Origin of the sequence: Micromonospora sp. WMMD967 (genome assembly GCF_029626165.1) — a bacterium.
In the GTDB taxonomy this organism is placed as follows: Bacteria; Actinomycetota; Actinomycetes; order Mycobacteriales; family Micromonosporaceae; genus Micromonospora; species Micromonospora taraxaci.
Map to the genome: position 1 here is coordinate 4569466 of NZ_JARUBK010000001.1, position 14051 is coordinate 4583516.

Genomic DNA, 14051 nt, shown 5'->3' on the forward strand with positions numbered 1-14051 from the left:
ACATGCGCACTGTGGACATCGCACGACGGACGGCGGCGGGCGCCGTCGCCGTCGCGCTGGGTACGACAGCAGGGGCGGCCGCACCGGGCCGGCCCGCCCACGCGGGAGGGCTCGCACCGGTACGGGCCGAGCGGGCGAGCGACAGCGACGGAAGCGTGACCAAGGTCGCCACCGCGACCTGTCCGGGGGCGCGCTCCGTCTTCGCGGCGGGCGCTCGGATCGTGAACGGAAACGGCGGGGTGGTGCTGACCGCGATGGAGCCTGACCCGGAGCTGACGTCGGTGACCGTCACCGCGACAGCCCGGACGGGGCATGCGAGCGCATGGTCGGTGGTGGCCTACGCCACCTGCGACTCGTCGACGAGCCCACCGGTGCGGGCGACGGCCACTGTCGGATCGGCGTCGACGGCGGAGGTGAGCTGCCCGGGCGACACACTGTTGGTCGGCACCGGCTTCCGTCTCGAAGGACCGGTGGACCAGACGTACGTCGACGAGGTCGCCTTCGGCCCCGGACTGCGGACGGTACGGGTGCACGCCGGCGGGCCCGCCGAGCCGGCGAGTCTCACGGCCGTCGGCGTCTGCAAGGAGCCCACTCAACCGACCGGGCCGCCCGGCGTCCGCGTCGAGGCCGCCAGCGGGCACGACGGCACGTGGCCGAAGACGGTCGTCACCGCCGATGCCGGCCCGAACGCCCACGTGTACGGGGTCGGCGCGCGCGTGACGGGGGCGGGTCCCTTCTTCCTCAGCGCGCTTCTCCCCAGCGCGACCCTTCGTCAGGCGGGCGCCGAGGCCGTCCGGGCGAGTCAGCTACCGGGGGCGGCCGCAGCCCGGGACGACGCAGAGGGGGACGGTGCAGGCTCGCTCACCGTGTCCGCCCTGGAGTCGGCCGTCTTCCACTGATCGGCCGCCGGTCGCACGCCGACGAACCCGGTCGGGGCGCGGTCTCCCGCCGCCGGCAGCGGCCCCGCCGTCAACGCCCACGGTCGGGGGCCGGATCCCTCCGGCCGTTGGCGGCGGCCGGCGAGCCCCGGTGATCGACGGCCTGCGGCTGCTGCCGACCCGGACGACCGGGCGCGAGGATGATCTCGTCCGGCGGGTGCACTCCGATGGCGGTCATCGCCTCGCGGTACCGGGCGAGGGCCCGGCGTGCCTCGCCGTGCTGACCACCGGCGGCCAGCGTGCGCACCAACGCCCGGTGCGCCGGCTGGTCGTACGGATCCCGTTCCAGCAGCCGCAACAGGTACGTCACCGCAGCCGCCGGTCCCGCCGTGGCTCGGCTGACCTGGGCCAGCATGCGCAGCAGGCCGAGGTACGCCGCCCGCGCCTCCTCGCGCAGCGGGCCGGACCAGTCGGCGTACGGCTCGTCCTCGAACGCGTCGGCGCGGTACAGCCGGTCGGCGGCCAGCAGCACCGTCCGCCCCTCCGCCAGCGCCCCCCGCTCCACCAGGCGCCGCGCGTGCGCGACGTGCGCGAGGAACTCCTCGACGTCCACCCGCAACCGGCCGACGTCGAGCGCGATGCAGGCGTGATCGGCGACCAGGAAGTGGTCGGGGGCGAACGTCTTCGTCGGGTCGAGCACCCCGCGGACGATCGAGAGCAGGACCGACAGCCGGTGCCCGGTGCGATCCGGGTCGTCGTCCGGCCAGAGCAGTTCGCACAGCTCGCCTCGCGGCACCGGGCGGCCGCGCCGGGCGACGAGGATCCGTACCAGGTCACGCGCCTTGCGGGACTGCCACTGCGAGGCCGGCACCGGGTGGCCGTCGAGGTGCACCTCGAACCGGCCGAGGGCCCGGATCACGACCCGCTGGTAGATCGGGCCGGTGCCGGGCGCCCAGCCGCCGGAACTGCTCGCCGTCCGATCCACCAGGGCTCCGGCGAGAGCGACCTGCTCGCCCGCGAGAAGGCCGGCCAGTCGATCGTCGATGTCGGCCCCGGGCAACCGCCCGAGTACGACCAGCAGCCTGGCCGCCTCGATCGTCGCACCGGCCCGAGTCCAGATCGCGTACGCCTCGCGCAGCGCCGCACGGGCCCGCCCGAGGTCCTGCTCGGCGGCGGCCCGCAGTTCGAGCGCGTCGGCCAACCCGGCCAGGTCGCCCTGACCGCGCGCGATGCGGGCCGCGTCGCCGGCGAGCGTGGTGGCCCGGTCGGGCGCGGCCATCCGGAGCGCCACCCAGCCCTGGGCCAGCAGTGCGGGCACGACGATCTCGTCCGCGACGCCCCGGGCGGCCCGGTCGGCGTGCTGCGCCGCCGCCGGCACATCGTCGTCGAGTCGCACCAGCGCCAGCCCGGCGAGCGCGGCCACCAGGACGTGCGCGTTGCCGGTCTCCTCGGTGACCCGGATCGTCTCCTCGTAGGCGGCGCGCGCCTGCTCGCGCCAGCCCCGCCGGCGGTACAGCTCACCCAGTCCGAGTAGCGCGTGGATGAACCGGCGGGAGCCCTTCTGCTGGTAGAACGCCAGCGCCGCCTGGTACCGCTGCACCGCCTCGTCGTACCGGCCGAGCATCGCCAGCGCTTCCGCCTCGTTGCTGGTGGCGATGGCGCGCAGACTGGGCGCGCCGGCCAGTGCGGCATACCGGGCCGATCGCTCGGCCATCGTCAGCGCCTCGGCGAAGCGGCCGGTTCGCAGGAACTGGTGCGTACGGTTGGTGTGGATGCGGGTGAGCAGCAGGACGTCACCGGTGCGTTCGGCGATCGGCAGTGCCAGGGCGAAGTGCTCCTCGCTGCCCGCGCTGTCGCCGGCGACACTGAGGCACAGGGCGACGCTGAGGTGGGTCGTGGCCAGTACGTCGTCCTGCCCGGCGCTGGTCGCGGCAGCCAGCGCCTGCCGCGCGTGGTCGGTGGCGGTCTCGGTGTCGCCGGCCAGCAGGTGCGCGTGTGCGGTCCAGGCGAGCAGTAGCGCCCGATCGGCGGGCGGGGCGGGCCGGGCGAGCGGCCGGCCGAGGGTCGCCAGGGCCGCCCGGGCGTCACCCCGCTGGTAGTGGATCCGGCCCATCCGCCAGGCGAGGCCGGCGTCCCAGTCCTCCTCGGCGACGGCGTCGTACTCGCGGGTGGCCGCGCCCAGGTCGCCGAGGGTGCGCAACGCGTCGCCGAGCAGAAGGCGCAGCCGCCGGCTGCGGTGCCGGTCCGGCACCATGCGGACCAGTTCGATCACCGTGGAAGAGCGACCCGCCGCGATCATCCGATCGCCCTGCGCGTCGAGCACCCGGGCGCCCGCCGCGTGGTCCCCGGCGCGCAGGTACTCGCGGGCGGCGGCGACCGGGGGGCCGTGCTCGTCGTACCACGCTGCTGCGGCGGCGGCCGTGGTGCGGACCCAGTCGGCGGTCGGCGCTCGGTGCCCGTGCCGGGCGGTCTCGACGACGATCGGCACGAGGTGCTCCTCCGGCGTCGGTGCGCCCGGACCGGCCGCCGCCCAGGCCGGTCGGGTCAGCAGACCGGTGCGACGCAGCTCGTCGACGATGCGCGCGGCGCCGCGGTGGCCGAGGGCGCGGCACAGCCCCACGGTCACCGGCGTCAGCGCACCGACCTGGCGGAGCAGCCGGCTCGCGTCCGCCGGGAGCGCGGCGAGCACCTCGTCGGTGACGTACCGCGCGATCGGCCCGCCGGGCTCGCTGAGGCTCGGGGCGAGTGGCCCGGTCAGCACCCCGCCCAGCCGCAGGGTCTCGGCGGACAGATGGACGAGCGCCGGCCAGCCGCCGGTCGCCGCGTACACCCGGTCGGCGAGGTCCGGCGTGGAGAGGCCGTACTCCTCGGCGAGCAGGTCGGCGACGTCGTCCGGAGAGAGCGCCAGGTCGGCGGGGCCCAGCTCGGTCCAGAGACCGCTGCCGAGCAGGCGGGTGGCTGGCACCGGCATCGGCCACCGCGAGGCGAGGACGACCGTGACGTCGTCCGCCCACCGCCCGACCTCCTGTAGCAGGAGGTGCAGGTGCTCCGCCGAGGTCGGCGGCAGGTCGTCGACCACGACCACGCGGTCGCCGGCCGCGACGGCGTCGGCGACGAGGTGGCGTACGGGTCCCTCGTCCCCTCGGCACCAGCGGGAACCGGTGACGGGAAACCAGCGGCGCAGGGCTGTGGTCTTGCCGTAACCGGCGGCGGCCACCACGCAGCAGACTCCCCGCTGACGACCTGCCCGTAACGGGTGCACCGCATTCCTCCGGTCATGCCGCGCTTCCGGACGACCAGATCGGTGTCCGTGGATTAAGGTTCACCGGCGGCCTCCGGTGAGGCAAGACCCTGGTCGGTCGCGTACCCGATCCGGGACGCGCAGGCGTGTTGCCGCACGTGTGGCTGAATATCTGCTGGCCAGGGCGTTACTGCCGCCAGCACTGGAACGTGTCCAGCACCGGCTACGGACGCTGCCCGCAAGGCCACGGCAAGAGCCTGGATCCGCACTGGTGGCCCGACGATCTGTGAAACGGGGACCCGCGCTTCCCGCCGGCCGAGGCCGGCGGGAAGCGCCACCACGTCGGCCCCCCGCCGAGACGTCCGCGACCGTCACCGCCTCAGCAGGTCACCACTGGTGCGCGACGTCGAGCACGATCCGGCTGTGCGTGCCCGGTCCGGTGAGCACGAGCACGCGGAACGGCAACCGCGCCCGAACACCCACCGCGAAGGTGCTGTAGCCCTCGAAGCTGCCGCCGAAGACGACGTCCCGCACCGTCGGGTAGCGCAGCAGGTTCGCGACGTGCTCACCGACCGCGTAGGGCACGGTGCCCTCGTGCGCGTCGTCGTACGCCGGGGCCCGCAGCGAGACCCGCAGCAGGGCACCCCCGGCGGTGTACGGCGACAACGCCAACCCCTCGCCCTCGGTCCAGGTCTCGCCGTAGCCGATGGCGTAACCGTCGACCGGCCCGGCGAACTCGAACACGACCCGGTCGTAACAGTCGTGCCGGCCGGTGCGTACCTCGGTCAACGGGGCGTCGCTCAGCGTGCCGGCTGACTTCTCCGCGCTGCCCCAGGTGATCCCGCAGTAGGCCGCCGCGCTGTTGCTGCCCGCCGCGCTGCTGCTGCCCACGCCGGCCACCAGTCCGGCGAGGACGACCGCCACCGCGGCCAGTGCGCTGGTGATCCTCATCGTGGTCCCTCCGTTCGATCCTCGGGGTCACGTCGCGGCGACGCTGCCGGTGGCCCTCTGCCGTTACCGTCGTCCCGCCCCGGCACGGGCGCTTCGCTGCGGCGTAACCGCTGCGTAACAGCCATCGCCCGCGCCGGTATGACGCTTCCGCTATGACAGTCGCCGACCACTCACGGCCTAGCATCGACACATCTCAATGACCGGTGACCGTTGGTCGCCGGACGACCGCAGGGGAGTGCGTGATGTTCCGACGACAACTGCGACGTGTGGCGCTGGCCATGCTCGCGGCGACCCTGGCGGCAGCCGGGGTGCAGCTCACCACCGGCGCGCCGGCCGCCGCCGTCCGCACCGTCTACTACGACGCGAGCCGGACCGGCGAGTTCCGCACCAACTTCGACCAGGCCGCACAGATCTGGAACAGCCGGGTCGGCAACGTCCGGCTGCTGGCCGGCACCCCGGCCAGCATCACCATCTACGTCGACGACGGCTGGCCCCGGGCGCAGCCGACCGGCCTCGGCTCGGGGCGGATCTGGATGGGGCGCACGGCCGTCAACCAGGGCTACGACCGCAACCGCATCGCCGCCCACGAACTCGGTCACATCCTGGGCCTTCCGGACCGGCGTACCGGCCTCTGCTCCGACCTGATGTCCGGCAGCAGCGCCCCGGTTTCCTGCCGCAACGCGAACCCCAGCTCGGCGGAGGCGAGCCGGGTGAACTCGCTGTTCGCCGGCAGCCTGGCCGCACCGGCCGGCACCACCACGTACACCTGGGACGGCACCTCCTCCGACGTCGCGCCGCTGGTGGTCGGCGGCCGTCCGGCCTCGGAGAACTACCCCTTCATGGTGTACGTCTCCGGCTGCACCGGCACCCTGATCAAGGGCAACTGGGCGGTCACCGCCAAGCACTGCTCGACGCCGTCCTCGGTACGGGTGGGCAGCATCAACCGCACCAGCGGCGGCACCGTGGTGCGGGTGACCCGCGCGGTCAACCACCCGAGCGTCGACGTGAAGCTGCTGCAACTGGCCAGTTCCGTCACCTACGCCCCGGCCCCGATCCCGAGCACGTCGGGCGCGGTCGGCACGGCCACCCGGATCATCGGTTGGGGCCAGACCTGCGCACCTCGGGGCTGCGGCTCCGCCCCGACGGTCGCCAACGAGCTGGACACGTCCATCGTGGCCGACAGCCGGTGCTCCGGCATCAACGGCCCGTACGAGATCTGCACCAACAACACCAACGGCAACTCCGGCGCGTGCTACGGCGACTCCGGCGGTCCGCAGGTACGCCGCGTCAACGGGGTGTGGAACCTGATCGGCGCGACCAGCCGGGCCGGCAACAACAACTCCACCTGCGCCACCGGCCCGTCCATCTACGTCGACCTGCCCTCGATCCGATCGTGGATCTCGACCCAGGTCGGCGGCCTGCCGGTCTGACCATGGGAGACGCCGGAGGCGGGTACGCACCACGTCCCCGCCTCCGGCGTGGCAGCGTCACCCACCCGGTCCCACACTGCGGTACGGTGCCTGGCACATCGACACACCGGAGGTGGCCCTCGTGCCTGCCGTCTTCGCCCTCGTGCTGACCCTCGCCCTCGCGCCCACGCCGTCGCCGTCGGCCACCCCGGGTCCGGTCGGCGAACTCCTCGGCGGTGTCGGCCGGATCGTCGACGACCTGCTGGACGGCGACCGCCCGCCGAGCGTCACCCCGGCCCCGCCGTCCACGCCCGGTCCACCAGCCGCCACCCCCCGCCCCAGCTCCGCGGCACCCACCGCCATCACCCCGCCCGTCGTTTCGTCGGCCGGTGCCCGACCTCCGGCGGCACCCGTCGTCGCACCCGCCCGTCCCGATGGCGGCGGGAGCACGGGCAGCCGCGAGGCCGGGGTGCCCGTGCGCGACGCGGACGCCCCCGCTCCGGTCGCCGCTCCGCCGGCCGACTCCGCCCGCGACCGGTGGCCGCCCGTGTCCTACCTGCTCCTCCTGGGCGTCCTGGTGGTGCTGGCCCTGCTGTTCCTGCGGCGCCGCGCCCCGGGCCCCTCCGCGGCGCCGGTGCCGGCCCCGTCCCCCGCTCCCACTCCTGATCCCGAACCCGCGCCGGACAACGTCAGCCGCCTGCCGACCAGCCTCAACGCCATCTACGAGTTGGGCAGGCTGGACGAGCGCCTGGCTCAGGAACGTGGCCGCCGCACCTGAGGCGCCCCCCCCGTTCGATCAGGCTCAGTGCGCGGAATACGCGCCCTCGCGACGCGGGATCCTGTCGTCGTACGCCCCGACCGGCCCGCTGTAGCGGACCTTGCCCTGCGGGTACGGCCAGGCGTTAGCGGTGCAGCCGTGCAGACCCAGCGTCTGTTGCTGCATCACCGGCGCGGGTCGGCCCCGCCCGGGGCACCGCTCGTGGCCGAACCCGAGTTTGTGCCCCACCTCGTGGTTGACCATGTACTCCCGGTAGGTGGCGAGACTCGCCCCGTACCCGGGCACCCCCTTGACCCACCGCGCCACGTTGAGCACCACGCGACCACCGTTGCGGCACGAGGTGTAGCCCTCCGGCTGGTCCTGGCAGAGAGTGTCACGGGTGCCGGGAGTGGCCAGGTAGATGGTGAAGTCGGTCGGATCGCCGGCACCCACCCGGCGCAGTCGCCAGGCCCCGCCAGCCGTCCAACCGCGTGGGTCGTTCAGGGTCTTGGTGATCACTGTGGCGATGTCCTCCACCGGCAGGCCCCGGATGTCGCGTTCCACGGCGACGCGGTACCGCATCAAGCTGCCACGGCCGGTCCGCGCCGGTGCCGCCTCCGCGGGCGCCGTCACCCACCGGTTCCCGCCGGAGGCGGGATAGCTGATCGGGACGACAGGCACCGAACTGGGAACCACGTCGACGACCCCGGTCGGTCCGCCGGTGGCGACCGGCGCGAGGGGCCCGTCGGGCGACGGCCCGGCGGCGACGGGGTCGTTCGCAGGCCGCCAGTCGGCCGGCAGTCCGCATCCGGTGAGCAGCGCCACCGCCAGTAGCAGCGTCGCCGAGGCGGAACGCCATCGGTGGGTAACCTTCGTCGACATGTCTCTCCCCTCGCGCAGCCTTCGGCGGCGGCGCGGAGGAGAAGACGGGTGACCGTGGCGAAAAGTTGATGTGACCCACCGCTCAACCTTTCGCCGACCTGACCCGTCCATAGCGGTGTGGCACGGGGGAGGTTCACGGTGGCGCGGGGCGACGCGGAGTTCGTCGAGTTCGCGCGGGCGGCGTCCGCGCGGCTCGTGCACGCCGCGTTCCTGATGACCGGCGATCACCACCTGGCCGAGGACGCCGCGCAGACCGCCCTTGCCCGCACGTACGCGTCCTGGTCGCGGGTCCACGACGACGACGCCTACGGATACGCCCGCCGCACCCTGGTCAATCACCTGGTGGACGGGTGGCGCCGGCCGATGCGCGAGTACGCGACCGACGAGGTGCCGGAGCAACGGCGCGCAGACGTGGCCGACGAGGTAACCATCCGGCGCTGGTTGATCGGCATCCTCCGCGCGCTCAGCCCTCGGGAGCGGGCCATCGTCGTGCTGCGCTACTACTTCGACCTACCGGAGGCGCAGGTGGCCCGGGAACTCGCCGTATCCGTGGGCACGGTCAAGAGCACCAGCTCGCGGGCCCTGCAGAAACTACGCGCCGCGGCGCCGCGGCACGCCGACGAGGAGGCGCGCCGATGAGCGAGCTGGAGCAGCTCCGCCACGCCATGCGGGCGACCGAGCGCCCCGACACCGTCCTCGACCTGGCCGCCGTGATGCGCGATGGGCGACGGTTGCGTACCCGCCGGCGGGTTGCCGGAGCCGGGGCGGCGACGCTCGCCGCCGGGTTGGCCGCCGTCGTCGTGGTGGCGGTCGACGCCCGGACCGGTGTTGCGCCGACGGCCGATCGCCCACCGCCGGTGGCCGTCGCCCCGACACCGTCCGGTTCTCCGCCGACGCTGGCGAGGTCGACGGAGCCAACCCCTCCGCCATCGGCGGGCGACGTGCCGTCCCCGAAGCCGCTGGGCCAGGTGATCGACAGCAAGGTGCGGTACGGCACCGAGCAGCGGGTGTACTACGTCGTTCGGGTGTCCGTGCCCGCCGCACCGAAGGTGACCATCGGGCTGGCGGCCGGTCGACGCCTCCCGGACGGCATGCTGACCACGGACATCCTGGTCAACGACGTGGAGGGGGCCGACCGGAGCCCCGGGTTCCACCAGATCGGCTACGACGAGCGTCCGTCGACCAGGCAGGTGCCCACCTTCGGCTACTTCGTCGGCCCCGCCCACCGCGTCATCGGCACTGTGGACGGGCGGCAGGTCGACGCCCGCCTGGCCCGGTGGAGTGTCGACAAGCAGGTGGTGATCTTCTGGTTCGATCCGACGGTGCTGACCCCGGGGGAGCGGCTCGACGGCATCATCGCCCGCGACGCCGCCGGTGGTCAGCTCTGACGCCGACGGCTGGTGACCTCGGGCCGGCCACTCAGGCCGGGTCGTCCAGCCGGCGTTCGATCGTCACCGTCGTCCCCGCGGTGGTGGAGACCAGCCGTACGTCGCCGTAGGCGTTCATGAGCAGTGCGCCGCGGCCCCGGTCCATCGCCGGTCGCCGGTCCCGCCAGGTGCCGAAGTCCCGCACCGAGATCCGGACCAGACCGTCACCCACCTGGACCCGTACCCGTACCTCCGGGCGGCTGGGCCGCTGTGCGTGCTCGACGGCGTTGTTCACCGCCTCGGACGCGGCCAGCAGCAGGTCCTCCAGCACGTCCGGGTCGACAGCGAGGTCGCGCAGCGTCCGTCGGACATCTCCGCGCATCAGCGCCGCCGAGGTGGGCGCGGAGGGGTACGTCCAGTTGGTGTCCAGGACGTCGCCGGTGCCGTCCCGATCGGCCACGGCGGCATCGCGCGTGGACGCGCCGCCGTCCGACCTGCCGGTGGCGACGCCGACCGCCGTTCCTCCGTCCTCGGCCGTCGGCTCCGGGACCGCCGCGACCGCACCAGCGTGGGCCGGTGGGGTGTCGCCCGTCCACGTGCCGACCGGGTCGTGACGGTCGCGGGCCCGGCGGATGGCGGCCCGGATCCGGGCGATCAGTTCGGCCGCGGCGAACGGCTTGACCAGGTAGTCGTCGGCGCCCAGGCCGAGGCCCTCCACGCTGGCCTCACCGCCGGCACGGGCGGACAGCACCAGCACCGGCAGCGCCCGGGTCGCCGGGTCCGCGCGGAGCCGGCGTAGCAGGTCGAAACCGTCCAGCACCGGCATCATCACGTCGGTGAGGACCAGGTCGGGCCGTTCGCGGTGGACCTCGTCGAGGGCCTGCCGGCCGTCGGTGACGGCCCGCACTCGCCAGCCCTGCCCGGTCAGCAACCTGCTGAGGTACGCCCGCATGTCGGTGTTGTCGTCGGCGACCAGGATCCGTGCGCCGGCCAGCTCGTCCGCGGCCGGCCCGGAGGTGTGCTCCGGTTCGGTCGGGTTGTCGCTCGCCTCGGCGAGCCAGCCGGCCGCCTCCTGCACGGCGGCGCGGGCCGCGTCACCCCGGCGTTCCGCCGGCGGGTCGGCCACCGCGCTGCGGCGTGTCGCCGACCAGGGCAGCACCACGGTGAAGGTGCTGCCGACACCCACCCGGCTGGTCACCCGCACCTCGCCGCCCTCAAGTCGGGCCAGCTCGTTCACCAGGGCCAGGCCGATGCCGGTGCCCTCGTGGCTGCGCGAGCGGGTGCCCCGCACCCGGTGGAAGCGTTCGAAGAGTTTCGGCAGGTCCTGCTCGGCGATGCCGATGCCGGTGTCCGCGACGGTGAGGCGTACCTCCTCGTCGTCGGCGTCCAAACTGACCCGGATCCGGCCGATGAACGTGTACTTCAGGGCGTTGGACAGCAGGTTGGTGACGATGCGTTCCCAGTTGACGGGGTCGATCGTGACCGGCCGTGGCAGCGGAGGGCAGACCACCTCCAGGGCCAGTCCGGCTCGTTCGACGGCGGCCCGGAACACGCCGGCGAGCTCAGCGGTGAGCGCGGACAGGTCGACAGTTCGGGCATCGCTGCGAGCGCGACCGGCTTCCAGGCTGGAGAAGGTGAGCAGGCTGTTGACGAGCGTCAGCAGTCGGGTGGCGTTGCGCCACGCGGTCTCCACCCGCTCCCGCTGCACGGCCGCCAGGGGCGCGGTGGTGTCGGTGAGGGCGTCGGCCAGCGGGCCGAGCATGAGTGTCAACGGAGTACGGAACTCGTGGCTGACGTTGGCGAAGAAGTCCGTCTTCACCCGATCCAGTTCGGCCAACGCCTCGATCCGGCGCCGCTCCTCCTCGTGCTCCTGGGCGTTGCGCAACGCCAGGGAGGCCTGTTGCGCCAGGAGTTGGTGGAAGGACCGGTACGCCTCGTCGAGCCGTCGGCTCGGGCTGACCCCGGCCAGCAGGACACCGAGCGGTTGGTCCTCGTCGCCGGAGGGCAGTGGCAGCGCCAGCGCGGTGTGGACGGGGTCGTCCCACGCGCCGGCGGGCAGTGTCATCCGGTCGGTGACGTCGGAGACCTGGGCCGGACGACCCTCGGCGGCGTCCGGCAGCCCCCAGGCGTGGGCGACCGGGCCCGGGTCGGCCAGGTCGACGGTGTCCGGCAGTGTGCCCTGGCCGCCGCCGGTGCGGGCGAGCCGCCGCAGGGACGCGCCGTCGCGCAGGTAGATGGCGGCGAACGGGACGTCCAACGGGTGACCGCCGATCGTCTCGATCAACCGGGCGCCGGTCGCGTCCACGTCGACGGTGCGACCGTCTCCGAGGACGGACAGGTCGCGCAGCAGCCGCAGCCGGCGTTCGCCGACGACCTGCTCGGTGACCTCGCTGCACACGGTGAACACGCCGACGGTACGGCCGTCGTCGTCCCGGGCCGGGGCGTGCGAGACGTTGAAGTATGCCTCCTCGCGGTAGCCGGCCCGCTCCAGCAGCAGCCGCAGGGCCGGGACCCAGCTGGCCACCCCCGTCGTCATGGCCTGCTGGATCAGCGGGGCGAGCACGTCCCAGCCCTCGGCCAGGGTCACCCGTACGTCGCCGCCGAGCGCGGCGGGGTGCTTGTCGCCGATCAGCGTGGAGTACGCGTCGTTGTAGAGCTGGGAGAACTCCTCGCCCCAGAGCAGCAGCATGGGGTAACGGGAGGAGAGGACCAGCCGGACCGCGACCCGCAGGCTCTGCGGCCACCCGTCGACCGGGCCGAGCGGCGTACGGGTCCAGTCCAGCCCGGCCATCAGCCGACCGGTGTCGCCACCGCCGCTGAACAGGTCAATGCTGGGTCGTGTCACGCTCGACCCGGCCCCATCGCAAGCCCCCCGTTCCGGGCCCGACGACCCCTGCTGGCGTTACCTACCCATCCTGGCACCTCTACTCACCTGTGCCGACGCCGGTACCCACCGTCGAACCGTCGGTGGTTCGGGACGAACGACCGATGCTCATTGCATCGACATCTGTAAGTGTCTCGGGTATCCCTTCAACTCCCCGAGGAGCCCCCATGAGAGGCAGAACGCTGAGCGCGGTAGTCGCGCTCGCCGTGTTCGCCGGGATGACGGTGGCGCTGGCCGCACAGCCGGTGGTCGCGTCGCCCACGACCGTGACGACGATGGCCCGGCCGATCGCCGCCACCGTCGCCGCGATGGCCGCACCGGACATTTCGGTCAGCAACGTCCAAGCCCACCTCGCCCAGTTCAGCAGCATCGCCACCAACAACGGCGGTAACCGGCGGGCCGGCTCGGCCGGCTACACGGCCTCGCTCACCTACGTCAAGAACAGACTGCAGTCTGCCGGCTACACCGTCAGCGAGCAGTACTGCTCCAGCTGCCGGTACCCGTCGAACAACCTCATCGCGGAGTGGCGGGGCGGCCCGACCGACCAGGTGGTCATGTTCGGCGCCCACCTGGACGGCGTCTCGGCCGGCCCCGGCATCAACGACAACGCCACCGGCTCGGCGACCCTCCTGGAGAACGCGCTGGTCCTGGCCGCGCAGAACCCGACCATGACGAAGAAGGTCAGGTTCGCCTGGTGGACCGACGAGGAGCAGGGCCTCAACGGCTCCCGCTTCTACGTCAACTCGCTCACCTCCACGCAGCGCGGCTACATCAAGGGTTACTACAACTTCGACATGGTCGGCTCGGTCAACGGCGGCTACTTCATCAACCGGGTCACCTCGACCACGGCGGCGCCGCTGAAGGCGTACTGGGACTCGTTGGGTCTGCAACCCGAGGAGAACGTCGAGGGTCAGGGCCGCTCCGACGACTACTACTTCCAGCAGGCCGGCATCCCCACCTCCGGCTACGCCGCCGGCGCCAGCGCCCGCAAGACCAGCGCCCAGGCGGCCAAGTGGGGCGGCACCGCGAACGCCGCGTACGACCCCTGCTACCACCGGTCCTGCGACACCACCGCCAACGTCAGCGCCACCGTGCTGAACCGGGCGGCCGACGGCGTCGCGTACGCGTTGTGGCAGCTCGCCGTGAGCGGCGGCACCCCGACCTGCACCGGCGGTCAGGTGATCGGGAACGGCGGCTTCGAGAGCGGCAGCACCCCGTGGACCGCGTCCTCCGGCGTGATCACCAATTCCAGCAGCCAGCCTGCGAGGACCGGGTCGTACAAGGCGTGGCTGGGCGGCAACGGCAGCTCCAGCACGGAGAGCCTGTCGCAGTCGGTGACGCTGCCGGCCGGCTGTGCCAGCTACACGCTGTCGTTCTGGCTGCACATCGACACCGCCGAGACCACCGGCTCCACGGCGTACGACCGGCTCACCGTGCAGGTGGGCTCCACCACGCTGGCGACGTACTCGAATCTGAACGCGGCTGCCGGCTACACCCAGCGCAGCTTCAACGTGGCCGGGTTCGCCGGTCAGACGGTCACCCTGAGGTTCACCGGCACCGAGGACTCGTCGTTGCAGACCAGCTTCGTGCTCGACGACGTGGCGTTGCAGGCGAGCTGACCGCGTACGTCGTGCGGGTGGGCCGCCGCCGGTGTTCGCCGGCGGCGGCCCGTCGCGTCGTGG

10 protein-coding genes are annotated in these 14051 nt (G+C 73.2%); 6 read left to right on the forward strand and 4 right to left on the reverse strand.

From position 1 onward, the window contains the following. The first annotated feature begins 2 nt into the window (after positions 1-2). On the forward strand, positions 3-899 hold the full coding sequence (locus O7631_RS20485) for a hypothetical protein (protein ID WP_278145707.1): 897 nt from the start codon (positions 3-5) through the stop codon (positions 897-899). 70 nt (positions 900-969) lie between these two features. Here O7631_RS20485 and O7631_RS20490 read toward each other — a convergent pair whose 3' ends face one another. Together O7631_RS20490 and O7631_RS20495 are read right to left on the reverse strand one after the other, a co-directional pair. After that, positions 970-4098: a BTAD domain-containing putative transcriptional regulator gene (locus O7631_RS20490; protein ID WP_278145708.1), complete on the reverse strand. Its 3129-nt coding sequence runs from the start codon at positions 4096-4098 to the stop codon at positions 970-972. Positions 4099-4506: 408 nt separating this feature from the next. Beyond that, a complete protein-coding gene (locus tag O7631_RS20495) occupies positions 4507-5070 on the reverse strand; it encodes a hypothetical protein (RefSeq protein WP_278145709.1) in 564 nt (187 codons plus the stop codon). Between the two features lie 242 nt (positions 5071-5312). On the opposite strand from O7631_RS20495, the gene O7631_RS20500 reads away from it, so the two are divergent. Together O7631_RS20500 and O7631_RS20505 are read left to right on the forward strand one after the other, a co-directional pair. Further along, on the forward strand, positions 5313-6500 hold the full coding sequence (locus O7631_RS20500) for a snapalysin family zinc-dependent metalloprotease (RefSeq protein WP_278145710.1): 1188 nt from the start codon (positions 5313-5315) through the stop codon (positions 6498-6500). A gap of 121 nt (positions 6501-6621) precedes the next feature. Continuing rightward, entirely contained in the window at positions 6622-7257 is a 636-nt protein-coding gene (locus O7631_RS20505; protein ID WP_278145711.1) for a hypothetical protein, read from the forward strand. 24 nt (positions 7258-7281) lie between these two features. On the opposite strand, the gene O7631_RS20510 is transcribed toward O7631_RS20505, so the two are convergent. Then, positions 7282-8118 (reverse strand): DUF3152 domain-containing protein, encoded by an 837-nt coding sequence (locus O7631_RS20510; protein WP_278145712.1) that lies wholly within the window; start codon positions 8116-8118, stop codon positions 7282-7284. A gap of 138 nt (positions 8119-8256) precedes the next feature. Here O7631_RS20510 and O7631_RS20515 point away from each other — a divergent pair, with 138 nt between their 5' ends. Next, complete coding sequence (locus O7631_RS20515) at positions 8257-8757, forward strand: SigE family RNA polymerase sigma factor (RefSeq protein WP_278145713.1); 501 nt, start codon at positions 8257-8259, stop codon at positions 8755-8757. Next, complete coding sequence (locus O7631_RS20520; RefSeq protein WP_278145714.1) at positions 8754-9506, forward strand: hypothetical protein; 753 nt, start codon at positions 8754-8756, stop codon at positions 9504-9506. The genes O7631_RS20515 and O7631_RS20520 overlap by 4 nt, the downstream gene beginning before the upstream one ends. 31 nt (positions 9507-9537) lie before the next feature. On the opposite strand, the gene O7631_RS20525 is transcribed toward O7631_RS20520, so the two are convergent. Then, positions 9538-12330 (reverse strand): ATP-binding protein, encoded by a 2793-nt coding sequence (locus O7631_RS20525; protein WP_278145715.1) that lies wholly within the window; start codon positions 12328-12330, stop codon positions 9538-9540. Positions 12331-12536: 206 nt separating this feature from the next. Between O7631_RS20525 and O7631_RS20530 the strand changes: the two genes are divergently transcribed. Then, positions 12537-13988: a M28 family peptidase gene (locus O7631_RS20530; RefSeq protein ID WP_278145716.1), complete on the forward strand. Its 1452-nt coding sequence runs from the start codon at positions 12537-12539 to the stop codon at positions 13986-13988. The last annotated feature ends 63 nt before the right edge of the window (positions 13989-14051 follow it).

What these genes read in the sequence shown, in the direction of transcription:
- O7631_RS20485 (WP_278145707.1), top strand. Translation starts at nt 3, where the DNA reads ATGCGCACTGTGGACATCGCACGACGGACGGCGGCGGGCGCCGTCGCC.
- O7631_RS20495 (WP_278145709.1), bottom strand. Translation starts at nt 5,070, where the DNA reads ATGAGGATCACCAGCGCACTGGCCGCGGTGGCGGTCGTCCTCGCCGGA.
- O7631_RS20500 (WP_278145710.1), top strand. Translation starts at nt 5,313, where the DNA reads ATGTTCCGACGACAACTGCGACGTGTGGCGCTGGCCATGCTCGCGGCG.
- O7631_RS20510 (WP_278145712.1), bottom strand. Translation starts at nt 8,118, where the DNA reads ATGTCGACGAAGGTTACCCACCGATGGCGTTCCGCCTCGGCGACGCTG.
- O7631_RS20520 (WP_278145714.1), top strand. Translation starts at nt 8,754, where the DNA reads ATGAGCGAGCTGGAGCAGCTCCGCCACGCCATGCGGGCGACCGAGCGC.
- O7631_RS20530 (WP_278145716.1), top strand. Translation starts at nt 12,537, where the DNA reads ATGAGAGGCAGAACGCTGAGCGCGGTAGTCGCGCTCGCCGTGTTCGCC.